This is a genomic window from Nannocystis punicea (assembly GCF_026965555.1).
Lineage (GTDB): Bacteria > Myxococcota_A > Polyangia > Nannocystales > Nannocystaceae > Nannocystis > Nannocystis punicea.
Genome location: NZ_CP114040.1, coordinates 6,606,688 through 6,625,949, shown reverse-complemented (window position 1 = coordinate 6,625,949; position 19,262 = coordinate 6,606,688). Strand labels below are relative to the sequence as shown.

At 69.1% G+C, this 19,262-nt stretch carries 18 protein-coding genes; 8 read left to right on the top strand and 10 right to left on the bottom strand.

Features of this window, described 5'->3' with window-relative positions:
- Nucleotides 1-38: 38 nt before the first annotated feature.
- From O0S08_RS25515 to O0S08_RS25470, 10 genes are all read right to left on the bottom strand, one after another.
- Nucleotides 39-1,274 (bottom strand): vWA domain-containing protein, encoded by a 1,236-nt coding sequence (locus O0S08_RS25515; protein WP_269031880.1) that lies wholly within the window; start codon nt 1,272-1,274, stop codon nt 39-41.
- A gap of 136 nt (nt 1,275-1,410) precedes the next feature.
- On the bottom strand, nt 1,411-2,625 hold the full coding sequence (locus O0S08_RS25510; RefSeq protein ID WP_269031879.1) for a vWA domain-containing protein: 1,215 nt from the start codon (nt 2,623-2,625) through the stop codon (nt 1,411-1,413).
- A 52-nt stretch (nt 2,626-2,677) separates the two neighbouring features.
- Nucleotides 2,678-3,835: a hypothetical protein gene (locus O0S08_RS25505; protein WP_269031878.1), complete on the bottom strand. Its 1,158-nt coding sequence runs from the start codon at nt 3,833-3,835 to the stop codon at nt 2,678-2,680.
- Nucleotides 3,835-4,473: a YcbK family protein gene (locus O0S08_RS25500; protein WP_269031877.1), complete on the bottom strand. Its 639-nt coding sequence runs from the start codon at nt 4,471-4,473 to the stop codon at nt 3,835-3,837. The genes O0S08_RS25505 and O0S08_RS25500 overlap by 1 nt, the downstream gene beginning before the upstream one ends.
- Before the next feature lie 121 nt (nt 4,474-4,594).
- Complete coding sequence (locus O0S08_RS25495; RefSeq protein WP_269031876.1) at nt 4,595-5,074, bottom strand: M67 family metallopeptidase; 480 nt, start codon at nt 5,072-5,074, stop codon at nt 4,595-4,597.
- A gap of 5 nt (nt 5,075-5,079) precedes the next feature.
- Complete coding sequence (locus tag O0S08_RS25490) at nt 5,080-6,060, bottom strand: PLP-dependent cysteine synthase family protein (protein ID WP_269031875.1); 981 nt, start codon at nt 6,058-6,060, stop codon at nt 5,080-5,082.
- Nucleotides 6,061-6,073: 13 nt separating this feature from the next.
- Entirely contained in the window at nt 6,074-6,346 is a 273-nt protein-coding gene (locus O0S08_RS25485) for a MoaD/ThiS family protein (RefSeq protein WP_269031874.1), read from the bottom strand.
- Nucleotides 6,347-6,377: 31 nt separating this feature from the next.
- Nucleotides 6,378-7,121 carry a HesA/MoeB/ThiF family protein gene (locus tag O0S08_RS25480; RefSeq protein ID WP_269031873.1) on the bottom strand — a complete coding sequence of 248 codons (744 nt, stop codon included), beginning with the start codon at nt 7,119-7,121 and terminating at the stop codon, nt 6,378-6,380.
- Between the two features lie 6 nt (nt 7,122-7,127).
- Nucleotides 7,128-8,075, bottom strand: coding sequence for a cysteine synthase A (cysK, locus tag O0S08_RS25475; protein WP_269031872.1), 948 nt, complete (start codon nt 8,073-8,075; stop codon nt 7,128-7,130).
- 31 nt (nt 8,076-8,106) lie between these two features.
- Nucleotides 8,107-8,523 carry an RrF2 family transcriptional regulator gene (locus O0S08_RS25470; protein WP_263429492.1) on the bottom strand — a complete coding sequence of 139 codons (417 nt, stop codon included), beginning with the start codon at nt 8,521-8,523 and terminating at the stop codon, nt 8,107-8,109.
- Nucleotides 8,524-8,891: 368 nt separating this feature from the next.
- Between O0S08_RS25470 and efp the strand changes: the two genes are divergently transcribed.
- The 8 genes from efp to O0S08_RS25430 all read left to right on the top strand — a co-directional run bounded on the left by efp (nt 8,892) and on the right by O0S08_RS25430 (nt 19,068).
- Nucleotides 8,892-9,452, top strand: a complete 561-nt coding sequence (efp, locus tag O0S08_RS25465) for an elongation factor P (RefSeq protein ID WP_269031871.1) — start codon at nt 8,892-8,894, stop codon at nt 9,450-9,452.
- Between the two features lie 63 nt (nt 9,453-9,515).
- On the top strand, nt 9,516-10,457 hold the full coding sequence (locus O0S08_RS25460) for an amino acid--tRNA ligase-related protein (protein ID WP_269031870.1): 942 nt from the start codon (nt 9,516-9,518) through the stop codon (nt 10,455-10,457).
- Nucleotides 10,458-10,799: 342 nt separating this feature from the next.
- Entirely contained in the window at nt 10,800-11,873 is a 1,074-nt protein-coding gene (locus tag O0S08_RS25455; RefSeq protein ID WP_269041846.1) for a tetratricopeptide repeat protein, read from the top strand.
- A 122-nt stretch (nt 11,874-11,995) separates the two neighbouring features.
- Nucleotides 11,996-12,727 (top strand): energy transducer TonB, encoded by a 732-nt coding sequence (locus O0S08_RS25450; RefSeq protein ID WP_269041845.1) that lies wholly within the window; start codon nt 11,996-11,998, stop codon nt 12,725-12,727.
- A 237-nt stretch (nt 12,728-12,964) separates the two neighbouring features.
- Nucleotides 12,965-13,693: a MotA/TolQ/ExbB proton channel family protein gene (locus O0S08_RS25445; protein ID WP_269041844.1), complete on the top strand. Its 729-nt coding sequence runs from the start codon at nt 12,965-12,967 to the stop codon at nt 13,691-13,693.
- A complete protein-coding gene (locus tag O0S08_RS25440; RefSeq protein ID WP_269041843.1) occupies nt 13,693-14,217 on the top strand; it encodes an ExbD/TolR family protein in 525 nt (174 codons plus the stop codon). The genes O0S08_RS25445 and O0S08_RS25440 overlap by 1 nt, the downstream gene beginning before the upstream one ends.
- A gap of 271 nt (nt 14,218-14,488) precedes the next feature.
- A complete protein-coding gene (locus O0S08_RS25435) occupies nt 14,489-14,935 on the top strand; it encodes an ExbD/TolR family protein (RefSeq protein ID WP_269041842.1) in 447 nt (148 codons plus the stop codon).
- Nucleotides 14,936-14,994: 59 nt separating this feature from the next.
- Nucleotides 14,995-19,068 (top strand): thrombospondin type 3 repeat-containing protein, encoded by a 4,074-nt coding sequence (locus O0S08_RS25430; protein WP_269041841.1) that lies wholly within the window; start codon nt 14,995-14,997, stop codon nt 19,066-19,068.
- The last annotated feature ends 194 nt before the right edge of the window (nt 19,069-19,262 follow it).

Genomic DNA, 19,262 nt, shown 5'->3' with positions numbered 1-19,262 from the left:
CGCGGGGGCGCGCGAGGGCGCCGGCCCCCACGCGGACTTCAGGCGACCTCGCAGCCGTACTCGATCTGCACCTTGCCGGTCTCCTTGTAGTAGTCGCAGGCGTCCCCGCACAGGATGATCGCGTCGCGGTCGGGCGAGGTGTACTTCCAGCCGGACTCTTCGTCGCAGTTGGCGACCTGAGTGTCCTGGCCCTCGTAGACCTGCTGGTTCGGGTCGTCGTCGGCGCCGACCTCGACGCTCTGGATGAAGAACAGGTTGGGGACCGGCTCGCCGAGCTTGATCTCGCACGAGACGACCTGCTGGGTGATGGAGTTGAGCGCGTCCTGCAGCTCGGTCTGGTTGAGGGCGTTGTAGAACTTCTCGTCGCCGGGTCGGGCGGTGCCGCCGAGCTCGGCCAGCTCGTTGAGCTTCTGGTAGGTGTTGGTGTTGTCGGGGTTGCCGTCGATCACCACCGGAGAGAACACGTCCTCGATGTCGATGCCGATGACGTAGGTCGGGAAGCCCATCTCCGCCGCCTGCGCGACCACCATCGGCAGGTTGTCGTCGTACTCGTTGAACAGCTCCGGCGTCACCGTGCCCTTCTTGCAGTTGGCGGCGCCGTCGGTGACGAGGATGATGAACTTGGGCTCGTCGTCCTGGAGGCCGGCGAGCTCGTCGAGCGCGACCTGGATGCCGGCCGCGGCCGGGGTGCCGCCGGCGATCGTCATGGTGTCGGCGGGCGGCAAGGCGGAGAGGATCGCGGCGCCGCTCTGCGGGCCGATCGGCACCAGCGGCTGCGAGTCGACCGGGCAGGCGGCCGGGCCGTACGCGCTGGTGGCGGTGAGCGCCGGGAACAGGACTGCGCCGAAGTTGATGACGTTGTCGAGGTTGGCGAAGATCGACTCGACGACCGAGTGGAGGCTCATCCAGCGGGTGATGTCCGGGGTGTTGGGATCGCCGTCGTGATCCCAGAAGCCCGACTCCTCCGAGATCATCGAGCCCGACTTGTCGAGCACGAGCACGACCCGCGGGATGACCGGCTCGATCTCCATCGGCACGAACTCGTCACACACCAGCGGACCGTCCTCGGTCGTGGTCCCGGTGACGTCGAGGCTGGTGGCGGGCGACGTGGTGGTCGGGTCGTCCGGTCCGGTGGTAGTCGTGGTGGTCCCCGGAGGCAGCTCGACGCCGGTGCTGCCAAGGGTCGAGTTGGCTCCGGCGGTGTCGTTGTCTTCGCCGGGGCACGCGCTCAGGAGCGCGACGGAAGCTACGGTTACGAACAGAGGGCGCTGCATGCGGGGGCAGTACCCGCGGCCGTGGTTTCAATTGGGGCCGCGCAAAAAGTCGATAAGCCAAGCCAAAACGGCGACCGCGGCGGGTCCGGAGGCCGCGCGCCCTCGCTCGCCCCCGGACCCGCGCGGCGCCGAACCTCTAGGGGATGAAGCAGCCGTACTCGATCTCGATGAGCCCGGTGGCCTTGTAGTGCTCGCACGCCGCGCCGCACAGGCGGATCGCGTCGCGCGCCGGGCTCGTGTACTGCCAGCCGCTCTCGCTGTCGCAATCGCCGACCTGGGTGTCCATCCCCGGGTACTCCTGCTCGTCGGACTCCTCGCCGATCTCGACCAACTGGATGTAGAAGCTGTCCGGCACCGGCTTGCCGAGGTTGATCTCGCACGACACGACGTCGCCGGTGATCGCCATCAGCGCGGCCTGCAGCTCCTGCTCGTTGGTGGCGTTGTAGAACTTCTCGTCGCCATCCCGCGCGGTGCCGGCGATCTCCGCCAGCTCGTTGAGCTTCTCCCACGGGTTGATGCCGTCGGGGTTGCCGTCCTGCAGCACCGGCGTGAGCGCGTTGGAGATGTCGATGCCGACCACGTGGGTCTGGTAACCGGCGGTGCGCGCGTCGGCGACGGTCTGGGCCAGGCGATCGTCGTAGTCGTCGAACAGCTCCTCGTTGTCCGGGTCGCAGTTGGCGGCGCCGTCGGTGATGAAGATGATGAACTTCGGCTCGTCGTCGCCCTCGAGGCCGTCGAGCTCGCTGACGGCCGCCAGGATGCCCTGGGTCGACGGGGTGCCGCCGGCGATCGTGGTGGTGTCCCCCGGCGGGATGGCGGCGAGGATCGCGGCGCCGCTCTGCGGCCCGACCGGCACCAGCGGCCCGGCATCGACGACGCAGGCGGCGATGGTCGGCTTCGAGGTCGCCTCGAGCGACGGGAACAGCACCGCGCCGAACTGGACCACGCTGTCGAGGCCGCCGACCATCGACTCGACGACCGCGCGCAGGCTCGACCAGCGCGACACCGCCTCGGTGGCAGGATCGCCGTCGTGGTCCCACTCGAGCAGCATCGAGCCGGACTTGTCGAGCACCAGCACGATCCGCGGGACCACCGGCTCGAGCTTGGCCGGGGTGAAGTCGTCGCAGCTGATCGGACCGTCGTCGGTGGTGGTCGAGCTGCCGGTGCCGGTCGGATCGGGCTCCACCGTGGTGCCCGGCTCGCCGGTGCTGGTGCTGTCGTCGGCGGTCGTCGGCGGGAGGATGCTGGTCACGACCTCCGAGGTCGCGTCGCTGTCGCTGTCGGCCTTGCCGTCCGGACACGCAGTAAGAAGGAGCGCAAGCCAAGCCATCGATCGGAGTGAGCGCTGCATGACCGGGCAGTACCCGCCGCGCCGCATTCAATTGCGGGGCGCGCGTCGATCGCTACGGGCAGCCGAAGCGCAGCCGGGCGATCGCGCCCGCGTGTAGGCGCGCACACGCGTCAGGGCACAGCTCGAGCGCGAGGTGGGTGGCGTCCCGCCAGCGCCAGGCCTGCGGGTCGGCGCAGTCGGAGTCGGCGCGGTGCATGCGACCGTCGACGTCGAGCGCGACGAGGTCGGGGTAGTCGGGCGCGGCGTCGATGCGGATCCGGCACGCCTCGACCTCGTCGACCAGCGGGGCCAGGAGCTCCTGCAGGCGGGCGATCACCTGCGGCACGGCGCTGCTGTCGCGCAGGTGCAGGTAGTGCTCGGGCCCCTCCTGCGCGAGGCCGCCGGCCAGCGCGAGCTGGTTGAAGTACTCGTGCGGGTTGACGTCGTCGATCATGCTGTCGCCGGCGACGGGCGCGGCCATCACGTCCATGACGCTGATGCCGACGACGATGGTGGAGGTCCCGGCGGCGAAGCTCTGCTCGACCAGCGGGAGGACCTCGGGGTCGAGCTTCTCGGCGAAGTCGGAGCTGATCTGCGGCTTGGCGGTGCAGTTGGGCGGGTTGTCGCTGACGAGGACGATCGCGCGGGCGCGCACGGGGCCGCCCTCGTCCGGCTCGAACAGGTTCGACCAGGCCTCGCGCAGCGGGTTCTCGCCGATCGGCGGCGACGAGGTGTCCTCGGGGACAGCCGCGAGGATGACCCCGGCGGCGTCCTCGGTGCCGAACGGGACGCGCGAGTTGTCGTTGAGGTTGCAGATGCCCTGCTCGGAGATCAGCGTCGGGGTCGGGAACACGACGGCGGCGAAGTCGACGCGGTCGGCGAGCTGGGGTACGACGGCGTGGACGAGCTGGTGCACGCCGTCCCAGCGCGAGGGCCCCGGCGGGGCCTCGGCCTGGGCGCAGCGCTCGCGCTCCTCCGGGTCGTCGAGGCAGCGGCGCATCGACTTCGAGTGGTCGAGCAACCAGGCCACCTGCGGCCGCAGCGAGGCGAGGTCGATCGTCATGCCGCTGCAGCGGCGCTCGCGGGCGCACACGCCGTCGTCCTGGCACGGCAGGTCGGGGCCGCAGTCGGCGTCGAGCTCGCAGCGCTCGCCCCACAGCGCCTGTCCCTCGAAACATGACCCGAGGACCAGGGCCGCCGCGAAGCCGCCGGCGCGCCGCGCGGGCGTCATCAGTGGCCCTTCCAGGTCCGGCGCTTGCCGGTGTCGAGGTGGACGAACTGGCTGACCGGGTAGTAGCCGACGCCGCCCTTCCACCGCTTGAGCGCGTACTTGTACAGCTTGTCGGCCTTGACCCCGACCAGGGCGAAGTCGATCGCCTGGCTGCGCGCGTGCTGGCTGTCGCGCGCGACCTCGCGGCCCTTCTTGGTCAGCATGAGGTTGAACTTGGGGTGGCGGAAGCCGCTGATGATGTGGACCTCGCCGGCGCCGAAGTGGTCGGCCGCCGCGATCACGCCGGCGATCAGCTCGGCGGGGTGGCTGGCCAGCTCGTCGGTGAAGCGGCAGCGGAAGAACCGCGCCAGCGCGCCCTCGGGGTGCGGGCCCCGCAGCGGCATGACCTCGAGCGTGTGCAGGTGGCGGGCGAACAGCAGCGCCTCGGCCTGGGCGCCGGCGCGCGGCGAGTCGCGGCACGCAGGGTCGATGAGACATGTGCCATCGGACATGTCCTTCGGGCAACATTGGCGCCGAACCGGCGGCGGGGCCCGCTTGGCCGCGAGGTAGGCGGCCTTCTTGTCGTCCTCGTGCTCGCCGACGGGACCCTCGGCCGGGCCAGGGCCGACGAGGGCGGCGACGAGGAGGGCGACCAGCACGCAGACAGTCTAGTGCCGGGGCCGCGGCATTTCGAGCCTTCCTGGGCGGTTCAGGGTCACGCCGGCCGCGTCGGCCGTCGGGGACGCGAAGGCGCCCGACTGGCCAGGCCGTCGACAGGCTCTAGCGCGTCTCGCCGGGGAAGCGCGCGACCTCGACGTAAGCCCCGGGGCCGGCGTCGCGCACGCGGCGGAACAGCACTGCGCCGGCGATCTCGTGCTCCTGCGCGTCGACGACCAGGTAGTCGACCGGGTAGCCGGCGGCCAGCGCCGCGGCCTCGTCCTCGGCCGAGAAGTAGGCGCCGACCCGCGGGTGCGAGTGGTAGATGACCGTCGGCGGATCGTCGCCGTCGAACGCGCGCGTGAACTCCATCAGCTCGCGGCCGCCGAAGTTGTAGCCGTTGGCCGAGGTGCGCGGGTAGGTCTCGGGGTCCACCGCGTGCAGCTTGTCCATGAAGTTCTTGCACGGATGGAGCCGCATGTCGGCGCCGCGACCCTTGAGGTAGCCGCAGCACTCGCTCGGGAACTCGGCCCGTGACTGGGCGTAGATCCGGGCCAGCAGGGCCTCGGGGATGGCGAATTCGGAGGCTGGCGTTTCGGACATGTCCTTCACCACAGGTAGCGCTTCTCCCAGCGCAGCGGGACGAAGTAGCGGTCGCCGCGGTCGCACAGGATGGTGACGACCACGCCGCGGCGGCCCTCGGCGGACAGCTGCCTGGCGACGCGCAGGGCGCCGGCGACGTTGCCGCCCGAGGAATGGCCGACGAACAGGCCCTCCTCCTTGGCGAGCCGCTCGGCCATGTCCCAGCCCTCGTCGGTCGGCATCCAGATCGTGTCGTCGAGCACGCCGGCGTCGTAGATCGCCGGCACGATGCTCGAGGGCAGGTGCTTCATGCCCTCGAGGCCGTGCATGGCGTCGTCGGGCTGGATGGCGACGCAGCGGATCTCGGGGTCGAGCTCGTGCAGCCGCCGCGAGGTGCCGACGACCGTGCCGCTGGTGCCGATGCCGGTGACGAAGTGAGTGACGCGGCCGCCCGTCTGCTGCCAGATCTCGGGCGCGGTGGTGTGGTAGTGCGCCAGCGGGTTGTTGGGGTTGCCGTACTGGTCGGCGTAGTGCCAGCGCTCGGGGTGGCGCTCGACGAGCTCGTGCGCCAGCCGGATTGCGCCGTCGCTGCCCTCCATCGGGCTGCTGTAGACGATCTCGACCCCGTACGCGGTGGTGACCTGCTTGCGCGGGGCGCTGACGTTCTCCGGCATCACCAGGGTGACCGGCACGCCGAGCGCGGCGCCGACCATGGCGTAGGCGATGCCGGTGTTGCCGCTGGTGCTGTCGATGAGCCGCACGCCGGGGCGCAGCAGGCCGCGTGCCTGCGCGTCGCGGACGATCCGCAGGGCGGCGCGATCCTTGACCGAGCCGGCGGGGTTGCAGAACTCGCACTTGGCCCAGATCTCGACGCCCGGCGCGTCACGCTCGATGTGGTGCAGGCGCACCAACGGGGTGTTGCCGACGAGGTCGACGATGCTGTCCGTTCGGACAGCTCGCGCCGGACGCAGGTCGGTCAGGAGTTGTTCGCGGCCGGTGGGCAGCATGTGGCGTGGACGCTCAGCCGCCGGCGATCGCGGGGACGATGCTGATCTCGTCGCTGGCCTTGACCGCGGTGGCGAGGTTGTCGAGGAAGCGGATGTCGTCCTCGCCGACGAACACGTTGACGAACCGCCGCACCTTGCCGGCCTCGTCGCAGATGCGCTCCTTGATGCCCGGGTAGCTCTGCTCGAGGCCGTCGAGCACGACGCCGACGGTGTCGCCCGCGACGGTGACCTCTTCGCGGCCTTGGGTGTACTTGCGCAGGGGAGTGGGGATCCGGACGTTCGGCATGACGGTGTGTTCAGTATAGTGAACAGAGGTGTCAGCGACTGCAAGCCGCGGCCGCGGAGGTCGAGCACGCCGGCCCCAGCGGGCCCTGAGCCGGCCGAGGTGCGTGGGGATCGCACCCCGGGCAGCCGGCGCGTCTGCCCGGACGGATCTGCTGCGGGCGGAGCTCGCGGAGGTCGAGGGCGATCAAGGTGCCGGCGACGTCGTCCCCGGCGTCGAGGGCGACCGCGAGGTGGGCCATCAAGAACCCGAGCGCTCCGGCGGCTGCGCCGAGGACGCCGACGGCGGCGCACGACGGCGCGAGTTCGGCCGGCGGCGCGCCCTCGAAGACGCAGCGGAAGCACGCGCCGGCGCCGTGACGCACGGCCATCGCCTGGCCGCCCCAGCGCTGGACGCCGCCGACGACGAGCGGGAGGTGATGCTCGCCGCACAGGTCGTGCACGAGGAACTTGAGGTCGGGCTGATCGCTGCACTCGAGCACGACTGTGTCGGCCGACTGGGCCGCGAGCAGCGATGAGAGCGTGCGCTCGTCGAGGCGGAGGGGGATCGGCTCGATCTCGAGGCCCGGCGATCGTTCGCGCAGGCGACGGGTCGCGGCCTCGACCTTGGGCGCTCCGACGTCGCCGAGGTCGTAGAGGACCTGGCGGTGGAGGTTGGTGGCGTCGACGACGTCGCAGTCGACGACGCCGATCCGCCGCGCCCCGCCAGCGAGGAGGCCGAGCAGGGCCGGGCAGCCGAGGCCGCCGGCGCCGAGCACGAGGAAGCGACTGCCGGCCATCTCGCCTCAGGCGCCCGCAGGCGCGGCGAATTGCTCGTCGAGCGAGAAGTAGCGCTCGCCGGTGTCGCACAGGACGGTGACGACGTCCTTGCCCGGCCCGAGCTCGGCCGCGAGCGCGAGCGCGGCGACCATGGCCGCGCCGGCCGAGATGCCGACGAGCAGGCCCTCCTCGCGGGCGAGCCGCTGCTTCATGCGGAACGCCTCCTCGTCGCCGATCCGCGCCACGCGGTCGAACACACGGGTGTTGAGCACCGGCGGGACGAAGCCGGCGCCGATGCCCTGGATCTTGTGCGGACCCGGGGTGCCGCCGCTGAGCACCGGGCTGCGATCGGGCTCGACGGCGACGACGATCACGTCGGGCCAGCGCGCGCGCAGGACCTCGCCGACGCCGGTGAGCGTGCCGCCGGTGCCGACGGCGGCGACGAAGCCGTCGACGCGGCGATCGCCGAGCTGCGCCATGAGCTCGAGCGCGGTGGTCCGGCGGTGCATCTCCGGGTTGGCCGGGTTCTCGAACTGGTGGAGCATGACGTGACCTGGCCTTTGGCACAGCTCACGCGCACGGGCCACGGCGCCCTCCATCCACTCGACCTCGGGGGTCAGCACGATCTCGGCGCCGTAGGCCTTGAGGAGGTTGCGGCGCTCGAGGCTCATGCTCTCGGGCATGGTGAGGATGAGGCGATAGCCCTTGACCGCGGCGACCAGCGCGAGGCCGATGCCGGTGTTGCCGCTGGTCGGCTCGACGAGGACGCTCTCGCCGGGGCGGATCTGTCCGCGCGCCTCGGCGGCCTCGATCATCGCCAGGGCGATGCGGTCCTTGACCGAGCCGCCCGGGTTCAGCATCTCGCACTTGCCCCACACGGTGGCGTGGGCGTCACTGGCGTGGAGCTTGCGGATCCGGACCAGCGGCGTGTTGCCGATGAGGCTCAGGATGTCGTCGACGCAGACCGGCGGCATGCGGGTCAGGATGCGATCAAAGCCGCCGCGATCAAATGATGAAGTCCGTCGAGCGGCGGCGGAAGCTGTCGCGCGCCTCACCGAGCAGCTGCTCGAGGCTGAGCTGCCCGACGGCGGCCTCGAAGCGGGCGTCGACCGAGCGCTCGACGATCCGCGTGATCTCGTCCTGCGGATCGCCGGTGACGGGGCCGCTGCTGGTCGGGGTCGACAGCGCCTGCAGCACCTCGGCGATCGAGATGTCGGCGGCCGGACGGGCCAATTTGTAGCCACCGCGCGGGCCGCGCTTACCCACCACGAAGCCCGCCTTGCGTAGCTCGCCGATGATTTCCTCCAAATACCGCGAGGGAATCGCCTGTTGCTCCGCGATGACGTGGGCCGAGGCGTATCCCCGGTGAGCGACATGGCAAAGGGCGCGCAGGCCGTATCGGGCTTTGGTCGTAAGCTGCATTTTCCGGTGAGCCTCGATGAAAAATCTGGCCCCGGACTTTGCCACAACTTCCTCGCGTTCGTCACCGAATTCTCGCGGGAAAACAGTGGTGCAGGGACCCCGGTCGCACACCCTTTCACCGTTTAAAATTCGGGGAATTTGCGGGCGTCCGCGCGCAGAATGGGTCTGCGCTGGCCCCATGGGCAAATGAGCGAAAGCGCCCAGGCCGGTCGGGGAGATCCGCGGGGCCCGACCGGGATCCGCCCTGCGCGACCTCCGCAATTCTGCGCGCGGCGCGCGACGGTCGCGGGCGAGACTTCTCTCGAGCGGGCCCCGCCGCGATGGCCGTTGACAGAGAGGCCGCGGAGGTACTACCCACCCGCACGCCCATGGACGTCTCCGAACTCCGCAAGAACGCAAAGGTGCAGCTCGACGGCCACCCCTACGTCGTCGTCGAATTCTTGTTCGTCAAGCCGGGCAAGGGGCAAGGGCTCTACAAGTGTAAGCTCAAGAACATGATCACCGGCGCCGTCCTCGACCGGACCTGGCGCTCTGGCGAGAAGTTCGACCCGGCCAACGTCGAGTCGCGCAAGATGCAGTACCTGTTCAAGGATCAGAACGGGTACACCTTCATGGACAACGAGAGCTACGAGCAGGTCGCGCTCGCCGAGGAGATCGTCAGTGACGACTCCGCCTTCCTGCTCGACCAGATCTCGGTCGACGTCCTCTTCTACAACGACCGCCCGGTCGGCGTGACGCTGCCCAGCCACATCGTCATGACGATCACCGAGTGCGAGCCGGGCGTGAAGGGCGACACCGCGACCAACGCGACCAAGAACGCGACCGTCGAGACCGGCCACAAGATCCAGGTGCCGCTCTTCATCCGCGAGGGCGACAAGGTCAAGATCGACACCCGCACCGGCGCCTACGTCGAGCGCATCAACACCTAGGCGATGGCGGCCGAGCTCGGCGCACTCCCCTGGTCGACTCGGGTCCACATCTGGGACGCAGCGATGGCCGCCGTGCGCGGCTATTTTCGCGACCAGGGCCTGCGCGAGGTCAGCACCCCCGTACGCGTGCGGGCGGTCGCGGTCGAGCCGTTCATCGAGCCGATCGCCGCGCCGCCCGGGCTGCTCGCGACCAGCCCCGAGCTGGCGATGAAGCGGCTGCTCGTCCGCGGCAGCGGGCCGATCTTCCAGATCGCCCACGTGTTCCGCCGCGCCGAGATCGGCGAGCGTCACAGCGAGGAGTTTCACCTCGTCGAGTGGTACCGCCTCGGCGCCGACCTCGAGCCGCTGCTCGCCGACGTCGAGGCGCTCGTCGCCCGTGTGTTCGCTGCGACAGGTTCGAACGGACATGTCCCGAAGACCTGGCAGCGCGCCCGCTTCCTCGAGGTGGTGACCGCGACCTGCGGCGCCCTGCTGCGCGGCGACGAGGACGCCGGCTCGCTGGCCGCCGCGCTGCCGCCGGCGCTGGCCGCCGAGGTCGCGCGCACTCTGGCGCCGGCCGGCGAGCTCGAGCCGTGGGCGCGGACGCTGCTGGCGTGGACCGGGTTCTTCACTGCCTGGTCGGACATGTTCTTCGAGACATGGCTGAAAGAACATGAAGGGACCCACCTGGTCGACTTCCCGGCGCCGCTCGCCGCGCTGGCGGTGACCGACCCGGCGCAGCCGTGGCTGGCGCGGCGGGCCGAGTGCCACGTCGGGGGGCTGGAGATCGCCAACGGCTACGTCGAGCTGCGCGACGCTGACGAGCAGCGGCGCCGGTTCGCCGCGGTCAACGAGCTGCGGCGGGTGTACGGGGCGCCGGCGCTGCCGATCGACGACGACTTCCTGGCCGAGCTGCCCGGCCTGCCGCCGTGCGCCGGGATCGCTCTCGGCCTCGACCGCTTGATCGCCCTCGCAGTCGGCCGCACGCGCCTCGCCGACGTCTCTCTCAGCCTCGGCGGTGCGTGAGCAGACCCGATGCAGAAGGGGCTCGGGCGATCCAGGGGGACGCGGGCCGAGCCGCGGAGGGTCGGGGCAGGGGAGGGCGTCGCCGGTGATCGGAGACGGCGCCGAAAACGTCGTCGCGGGCCCGCGGCGGGGCGAGTGGTGCGGCTCGCGCTGGACGGATGACTAGGGCGAACGAGGCCCGCCCGATCGGACCGGGTTCGGACGCCGGACCGTGCAAACCGTCTCGCACGGCGGCCGTGGGCTTGCGGCCCCGCCGCCAGGGTCGGAGGTCGCGCCGCGGTCGCGCTCGGATCCGCAGGGCGTCTTGAACTCCCCTCACATCTCTGTACACTGGCGCTCTCCATGCGTCCGATTCTCGCCGCAGTTGCCGCGTGTGCCCTGTTCCTGGCGCCCGGCTGCACCAAGATCGCCGCGCGCGACTTCATCCGCGAAGGAAACAACCTCTACGCCAACGGTCAGTATCGCGAGGCGATCGAGAAGTACAACGAGGCCGAGAAGCTGGAGCCCGATCTGGTCACGCTGTTCTGGAACCGCGCGTGCGCGGCCGAGAGCATCGTCCTCAAGATCAAGGATCCGAACCAGCTCGCCGATCGCAAGGTCTACACCGACCTCGCGCTGTCTGACTTCAAGACCTGGCTCGACCGCGCCGGCAACGAAGTGACCGAGGCCGACCGCGAGGTGTACCTCAACCACCGGCTCGCGCTGTTCGACGCCGACGAGCGCTGCGACGACCTGCTGTCGTACTTCCTCGAGCGGCACAACCAGGAGCCGAAGGAAGAGGGCTGGTACACGCGCATCGCCAAGCAGTACGACACGTGCGGGCGCACGAAGGACGCCGATCAGTGGTTCGTCAAGCGCACGGTCGACTTCCCGACCAGCGTGCGCGCGTACCTCTCGCTGGCGATCCGCAAGCTCGAGAAGCTGTACCCGGAGCCCGACAGCGGCGTGCAGTACAACGCCAACCTGTCCGAGGAGGAGCGCCTGGCGCTGGCCAACGAGGCGATCGCCCTCCTCGACAAGGCGACGATGATCGACCACAAGTTCATCGAGGCGTACATCTATCGATCGATCGCGTACACCCAGCGGCAGCTGGCGCGGCGCTACGGCGACGATCCGACGCAGAACACCGCCAACGAGAACCTCAACATGATCCTCGCGCGCGAGGACGGCATGTCGGCGTGGCGGCAGCAGAAGGCGATCTGCGACATCAAGGTCGAGCCCGAGTGCCCGACCGACAAGGTGCCCGAGGGTCCGTGCTGCATGCTGGCGCCGCGCCCGATCTCCCCCGAAGAAGAGGCGTCCGACGCCGAGCGCAAGAAGGCGATCGAGGAGGAGATCCGGCTGCTCGAGAGCGGCGCCGAACCGGAGCCGGTCAAGGGCAAGGGCAAGAAGGGCAAGGGGCAGGGCAGCAAGTAGCCGCAGCGCCCGCCTTTGGCGCGGGCGTTCGGGGCCAGTGAGACCGCACCATGTTTGAACACTATCTCACGTACCAAAAGTCCGACCCCAGGCGTCAGCGACGGATCGCTATCGCCTCGGTCGTGTCGGGCACGCTCACCTTCTCCGGCATCATCTTCGTCTGGGCCGCGAACAAGATGAACATCACCAAGGTGGACCCGCCGACGGTCCAGTTCTTGATGGTGCAGATGAGCGCCGAGGAGGCCGCGCCGCCTCCGCCTCCGCCCCCGCCGCCGGCGGCCGCGGAGACGCAGGAGGAAGAGGAGAAGGAGGAGATCCCCGAGGAAGAGGTCCCGGAGGAGATCGTCCAGCCGAAGGAGACGCCCGACAAGGTGCCCGACGTGAAGAAGTCGGCGGGCGGCGCCAAGAGCAACGCAGTGCCCGGCGGTGTGCCCGGCGGCGTGCCGGGCGGTGTCCCGGGCGGCGTGCTCGGCGGCGTGCTGGGCGGTCAGCTGGGCGGCCAACTCGGCGGCGTGGCCACCAAGCGCGACGTGAGCCAGGCGACGGCGCCGAAGCCGATCGCGGTCGTCATGGGCAACGCGATCTACAAGCCCGACCCCGAGGCCAACAAGCTCGCCGCGACCAAGGCCGGCATGTTCGACAAGCGGCCCGGCACCGTCACGATCTTCTTCTGCGTCGACGTCGACGGCAAGACCGCCGACGTGAAGACCAAGAAGAAGTTCCCCCACAACGACCCCAAGGTCGACGAAATCTGCCGCGATACGGTCAAGAAGTGGCGCTTCAAGCCCTTCATGGTCGGCGGCAAGGCGACCAAGATTTGCTCCGAGGTCGACTTCAACATCAAGTTCAACTGATGACACGGCCCTCCGGGCCTGAGCGTCCCACGGCCTCCGGGCCTGAGCGCCCCCCGGCCCTCCAGTCCGCTTCAGCACCGGCCCTCGCGGCGACCCGACCGACTTCCGGCCTCGCGGCCTCCAACTCGCCTCGCGGCCCCAAGACCCACTGCACGGCCCCTTGGGCCTGATCCACCGCACGGCCTTCAGGCCCTCAGCCGACCCCAACGAGAAGACAGGCATCCGATCATGGAGCTCATGGACATCACCACGCTACTCGCCAACACCGGCGGAACGGACTTCTCCCTCGCAGGCATGTGGGAGCAGATGGGCATCTTCGCCAAGGTCATCTTGGTGTTGCTCCTGCTCATGTTCCTGCTGTCTCTGGCGATCGTGCTCGAGCGCCTGCGGGCCTACTCGCGGTCGCGGCGGCACTCGATCCAGTACATCATGCTGCTGCGCAACTTCTTGCAGGAGCGCAAGCTGCAAGAGGCCGTGACGGCGGCGCAGACCCACGGCGACAGCCCGCTGGCGAAGGTCGTGGGCGCCGGTCTGAACGAGTACATCAAGGGCATGGAAGCCCTCAACGAGGAGGGTCCCGAGGACGTCGGCGACTTCGACCTCGTCGACGCGGTCAACCGTCAGCTCGAGCGCGCCAAGGAGCGTGAGACGGCCAACCTCAAGCGCGGCCTGACCTCGCTGGCGACGGTCGGCACGACCGCGCCGTTCGTCGGCCTCCTCGGCACCGTGGTCGGCATCATCAACTCGTTCCAGGGCATCTCGTCCGACGGTGGCGGCGGTCTGTCGTCGGTCGCGGGCGGGATCTCCGAGGCCCTCGTCGCCACCGCCGTGGGCCTCCTCGTCGCCATCCCGGCGGTCGTGATGTTCAACTCCTTCAACGCGCGGGTCGAGGGCTTCCAGATCGACATGAACGACGTGGCGTCGGAGCTGATCGACTTCGTCCTCAAGGAAGGGCGCTACCCCTGATGTCCGCCTCCACGAGCCCGCGCCGTGGCGGTAAGGGTGGCAAGCACCGCCGGCACGTCGCGTACAAGAGCGACCACGGCATCCAGCCGGCGCAGGCCAACAGCGACATCAACGTCACCCCGTTGGTCGACGTCTGCCTGGTGTTGCTCATCATCTTCATGGTGGTCACGCCGATGCTCGGCCGCGGCGTCGCGGTCAAGCTGCCGACGCTGACCACCGCGACGATGCACAAGGAGGGCGACCAGGTGTTCGTCTCGGTCAACGACGACGGCGCCTGGGTCGAGACGGACATGTACACGGAGAAGGAGCCGTTCCTCGCTCGCCTCGAGGAGGACCTCAAGATCGCCTCGGGCAAGGCGCTGGCCAACGACTACAAGGGCCCGATCCTGTTCGTCAAAGGCGACAAGGGCACTCAATGGGGCCGGGTGAAGACGGTCATGGAGTGGATCACTGCGTCCAACGCCCAGATGCAGGACGTCGCCCTCGTGGTCGAGGTCGCCAACCAGTCTGGACCCCCGACCTGATCGTCCGTGATGCTGCGGCCGGGCGGGCGGCCGGGCCGCCCGCGACGCTCTCCAGGCGCTCGCTCCACCGACCCCCGCGCTGTTCGCTGCGTCACTGACTTTCACATCACCGACCTCCCGCGTCCGAACTTCGTCCGAACCAAACCCCGCCCAAACCCCGCGGCGCGCCCCTCCCCGAGGCGCGCCGCTTGCGTTTTTCCTATACCTCCGTTTCAAACGGCGGTAGGCTAACAACCAGCGCGAGCCCCCGGCGGCCGCGAAGGATCGCACCATGAGCATGTCAGCAGGCGGCTCCAAAAAGGGAGCCCAGAGCGATATCAACGTCACCCCTCTCGTCGACGTCTGCCTCGTGCTGCTCATCATCTTCATGGTGATGTTGCCGAAGAACGTGCCCGAGCTCTCGGTCAAGGTGCCGCCCGAGAGCAAGACGCGGCAGAAGCCGCAGCCCGAGAGTGAGAACCTCGTCATCGGCCTGACGAAGGACGGGGCCATCACGCTCAACCGGACGCCGGTCGAGAAGTCGAACCTCAAGGACACGCTGGAGAACCAGCTCAAGTTCCGCGACAAGAAGGTCATCTTCGTCAACTTCGACGACGATGCCGTCTACGGGGTCGCGGTCGAGGTGCTCGACATCGCCAAGCACTCCGGCGCCGACGTGCTCGGCATCATGAAGAACAAGGACAAGCCGACTCCGGACACCCTGCGGCAGAAAACCTAACCGACTCGATGAGCAGGACCGACGCCATGCGTAACTACCTCCTCCGAAGCATTCCCCGCTTGTCGCGCCCGATCCACCGCGGTGACGCCGGCTCCGGCGTCTGGGCTCTGGCCACGCTCGCCCTGTTCGGCGCCTCGACCGCGCTGAGCGGCTGCGTCTCCGACCCCGACTGCGGCGTCTGTGACCCCGAGAACCTGATCCTCGAGACCGTCGCGGGTGTGAACTACGCCGGCAAGGTCGTGAAGCTGCTCGGCCCCGAGTGCGAGGGCCCCGAGTGTCCCGGCGAGATCAAGAACGGGAACTACTTCGTCGAGAGAGTCATCCCCTGTATCGAGACCGACGAGGCGATGGAGGCCCCGCGTGGCGCCCAGGAGTGGTGCAAGGTCTCGCCGCTGATCGTCAACGACGGCCTGCAGTTCATCTTCAACAACCTGCTGGATCCGCAGTCGGTCGAGCTCGTCCGCAAGTCGCCGGCCAACCCGCAGCTGTTCGAGGTCTACGACTGGAAGACGCGCATCGTCCACCTCGAGGGCCCGATCACCCGCTACAACGGCGACTATCGCCCGGGTACGCAGACCCAGCCCGACCACGTGTCGCGCCTCGTCAACCTCGCGTGTATCGACAACCTGTCGAAGCAGGGCCAGGGCTTCGACTACAACAACGTCGACGACAACACCTGCGACGGCCTGTTCGCCGACGCGGAGTCGAAGAAGACCATCCCGCTCAAGATGCGGATGGACCAGGACGTCAAGACCTACACCGGCGAGACCGACGCGCGCCGCGGGCAGTCGTGCACGACCCCGCAGGACGGCGTCGACACCTGCTGCGAGACGTGTGACTTCGAGCTGGCGGTCAACATCGCCAAGTACGGCGTGACGGCGCCGGTCGCCGCGGACGAGGAGCCGAGCCGCGATCAGTACCGCAGCCCGAACGCCGGCAACGCGATCAAGTGCGACCTGATGGGCGACAAGTTCGCCCAGTGCGCCGACTTCATCCCGCACGTGAACCGCACCGAGGAGGTCCGGAAGTTCTCGTACGCGTGGGGCGGCGAGGGCGAGCAGACGTTCAGCTTGCCGCTGCAGGACAAGCTGCGCGAGACCCACCCCGACAATCGCCCGGCGGGCCTCGAGCAGATGACGGTCCCGTGCGACTCCGACGAGGACTGCGCGGCCAAGCCGTCGCCGAACCTCCCGGGCATGAACTGCGTCGGCACCAAGGACGGCGCCGCGTGCAGCGGCAGCGACCCTGAGTGCGAGAACAAGGTCTGCCGCGCCGAGTGGTTCGTCGAGTGCCGCGCCGAGTCGATCACCACCGGCGCGCAGGGCTACTGCGTCGACAAGCGCTGGAGCGGCGCCGGCGTCGCCGCCTGCTTCCAGACCGAGGTCCCGTACCCGATCTGCACTGACGGCGCCTGCACCAACACCAAGTCGGAGTCGGCGAACAACGCCAAGGGCCGCCGCTTCGCCTTCGCCGACGCCGACATCAGCGGCACCATCTCCGCGGTCGAGGGCTGCCGCGCCGAGCTCAGCGGGGGCAACCTCCCGGCGGAGTGCGACCCGTTCTACCAGCCCGGTGTGAAGGCGATCGGCCGCTACGACCGCAAGGAGACGCTGCCGAGCACCGCCCGCAACTGCCTCTGCGAGGACGAGCCGGCGACCGGTTGCGCCGACCTGGTCACGTCGCTGTGCCGCGAGGATGGCGACCCCAGCAAGCCGATCCGCGACGACAAGAAGGGCCAGTACGCGCTCAAGTTCATCTCGAAGAACGGCGGCGTGATCTACGACCCGGCCATCAAGGGCGTGCTGTTCCTGCCGGCCGACCTCGGCTCGATGCCGCGGAGCCTCCCCGAGGCTTGCTCGGAGGATCGGGGCAAGGGGGCAGGGGCGCTCAACATCAAGGACGGCTGGCGCGCCAACGACAACGGGCTGATCGAGAGCTTCGAGAACTTCGACCGCGCGATGTGCTCGAGCTCGACCTACAAGATCGTGTTCAGCGAGCCCGAGCAGGGCAAGGTGCTGCAGTACATCCGCGACAAGGTCGGCAACACGCTGTCCGGCAAGTCGACCTACGTCATCCACACGCCCGACTTCCACGTCATCCCGGGCAGCGGCTTCCCGACCAACAACCTGCGCATCGGCGCGTGCGACGACTTCGAGCTGCGGTTCTCGAACAAGTACGACATGAGCCCGTCGAACCTGGAGAAGCTCCAGATCATCGAGCTCGGCGGCACGGACGACGAGCCGGTCGAGGGCAAGCTCATCGCCGGCGGCCCCGGCTGTGCCAAGACCGCCGACGACCTCGAGGCGGGTAACGGCAGCGTCCCGTGCCTGTCGGTCAACGTCCGCGATCAGGAGATCGGGTCGGTGCGCGTCGAGATCGACGCCAAGGAGTTCGGCGCCATCCTGCAGCCGAACACCAGCGACAACCCGGTCCGCTACCGCTTCAAGGTCCCCGGCCTCACGCTCGCCGACGGCGAGGACGTGTACGAGGCGATGAAGAACCGCCCGGCCGACTACGCGGGCGCGTTCTGGGACGCGTGCGGCATGCCGCTCGTGCTCAGCATGCCGAAGGTCGACAAGGAAGGGAACGTGGGCAAGGGCGGCAAGGCCGCCAAGCCCGACTTCTGGTACGACTTCGAGATCGACTCGCCGAAGTGCAAGGAGGACCTCGACCTCGACGGCTTCCCGTTCTCCTGCGACAACGCGCCCGACGTCTTCAACCCCGCGCAGCTCAACAGCGACGGGGACGAGGCGGGCGACGACGTCGACCTGTGCCCGACGGTGGCGACCCTGAACACGGCCGCCGACACCGACAAGGACGGCATCGGCAACGAGTGCGACTTCTGCACGCGCCCGGTCGACACGTACAACAAGAACGCGGCGATGGCCTCGGCGTCGGAGAAGATGAAGGTCCGCAACATCCCGGACAACTCCGACTTCGACCGCGACGGCATCGGCGACGTCTGCGACAACTGCATCACCGTGGCGAACTGCGGCGACTTCGGCGACGGGCCCAACCAGACCGCGGCGAGCATCGGCGACCCGGTCCCGTTCAGCAACGACAGCCAGTGCCAGGTCGACAACGACGATGCTCCCTTCATCGGTGACGCGTGCGCCGACCTGATCACGATGCCCGGCCAGGGCGCGGCCGGTCCGGTCGGCTTCGGGCTCGAGGACGACTTCGACCAGGACGGCGTCGCCAACGGCGACGACCGGTGCCCGCGCCAGCGCGTCAAGGCTTGCACCGAGGACGCCGACTGCGGTGGCGAGGACGTGACCTGCGCGGCCGGGTTCTGCAGCAACCACTCGGACTTCGACGGCGACGACGTCGGCGACATCTGCGACACCTGCCCGTTCGACAAGAACCCGCAGCAGATCCAGATGGGTATGTCGGAGGAGAACGACCTCGACGGCGACTTCGTCGGCTTCAACTGCGAGACCAACAACGAGTGCTTCGAGAACCCGGACGCGCGGCCGATCGCCTTCTACGACAAGATCGCGCCGTCGGGCATGTGCTGCACCACCGTGTTCCCGACCGACACGCTCGACGCCCCGCGCCTCATGCCCGACGGCATGCCGCTCGAGCGCGAAGAGGTCGAGCGCCTGATGATGGAGTACCAGGCCGCCCGCGAGGCGTGGTCGATGGCGATGGACGGCTCCGAGCCGCCCAAGCCCCCGCTGTTCGTCCCGCTCAAGGCCGACTGCGGCGGCGAGGGCCCCGACAAGTGCCGTCCGCTGACCCAGAAGGTCCGGGACATCCCGGGCGTTGTCAACCTGCCGCCGGGCTGCGCCGAGGCCGGTCAGCCGCTCTCGCTCGACAGCCCGACCATCAACGGCAACGCGAACGAGCTGTACAAGTTCATGTGCACGCTGCCGCAGCGCGACCAGGACTTCGACGGCATCGGCGACTCGTGCGACCTGTGCAAGTTCGCGTTCGACCCGGAGAACACCCTGTTCAAGGACGCGAACAACAAGGTGTGGCCGACCCACGGCCAGTACTGCAACGGCGTGTGGGGCGTGGACGTGGCGCCGCGCCTGCTCTCGCAGTGCGGTGACCTGTCCGAAGACGCAGGCATGACCGGCACCGACACGATGATGTCGACCGGCGGCGAGACGACCACCACCGGCGGCTGAGCCGACCGACTCGCCTGACAAAAAGAAGGGCCGCTCTCGCGGCCCTTCTTTTTTTGCGTCCGCCGGGGCGAAAAATCGTCGAGGACCGGGTCTCGTGGGCCTCCGGGGGGGCGCGGTTCGAGGCGAGTCCTTCGGACCATGGGACAGGCGACCGAAGTCGCGAATGTCGCGAGTCTCGCGGCGCGACCGCGATT

Excerpts from the sequence above, each read along its gene's own strand:
- cysK (WP_269031872.1), bottom strand. The coding sequence starts at position 8,075 with ATGCCGCCGGTCTGCGTCGACGACATCCTGAGCCTCATCGGCAACACG.
- O0S08_RS25495 (WP_269031876.1), bottom strand. The coding sequence starts at position 5,074 with ATGTCCGAAACGCCAGCCTCCGAATTCGCCATCCCCGAGGCCCTGCTG.
- O0S08_RS25435 (WP_269041842.1), top strand. The coding sequence starts at position 14,489 with ATGAGCATGTCAGCAGGCGGCTCCAAAAAGGGAGCCCAGAGCGATATC.
- O0S08_RS25485 (WP_269031874.1), bottom strand. The coding sequence starts at position 6,346 with ATGCCGAACGTCCGGATCCCCACTCCCCTGCGCAAGTACACCCAAGGC.
- O0S08_RS25515 (WP_269031880.1), bottom strand. The coding sequence starts at position 1,274 with ATGCAGCGCCCTCTGTTCGTAACCGTAGCTTCCGTCGCGCTCCTGAGC.
- O0S08_RS25445 (WP_269041844.1), top strand. The coding sequence starts at position 12,965 with ATGGACATCACCACGCTACTCGCCAACACCGGCGGAACGGACTTCTCC.
- O0S08_RS25510 (WP_269031879.1), bottom strand. The coding sequence starts at position 2,625 with ATGCAGCGCTCACTCCGATCGATGGCTTGGCTTGCGCTCCTTCTTACT.
- O0S08_RS25455 (WP_269041846.1), top strand. The coding sequence starts at position 10,800 with ATGCGTCCGATTCTCGCCGCAGTTGCCGCGTGTGCCCTGTTCCTGGCG.
- O0S08_RS25460 (WP_269031870.1), top strand. The coding sequence starts at position 9,516 with ATGGCCGCCGTGCGCGGCTATTTTCGCGACCAGGGCCTGCGCGAGGTC.
- O0S08_RS25490 (WP_269031875.1), bottom strand. The coding sequence starts at position 6,060 with ATGCTGCCCACCGGCCGCGAACAACTCCTGACCGACCTGCGTCCGGCG.
- O0S08_RS25440 (WP_269041843.1), top strand. The coding sequence starts at position 13,693 with ATGTCCGCCTCCACGAGCCCGCGCCGTGGCGGTAAGGGTGGCAAGCAC.
- O0S08_RS25470 (WP_263429492.1), bottom strand. The coding sequence starts at position 8,523 with ATGCAGCTTACGACCAAAGCCCGATACGGCCTGCGCGCCCTTTGCCAT.
- efp (WP_269031871.1), top strand. The coding sequence starts at position 8,892 with ATGGACGTCTCCGAACTCCGCAAGAACGCAAAGGTGCAGCTCGACGGC.
- O0S08_RS25480 (WP_269031873.1), bottom strand. The coding sequence starts at position 7,121 with ATGGCCGGCAGTCGCTTCCTCGTGCTCGGCGCCGGCGGCCTCGGCTGC.
- O0S08_RS25505 (WP_269031878.1), bottom strand. The coding sequence starts at position 3,835 with ATGACGCCCGCGCGGCGCGCCGGCGGCTTCGCGGCGGCCCTGGTCCTC.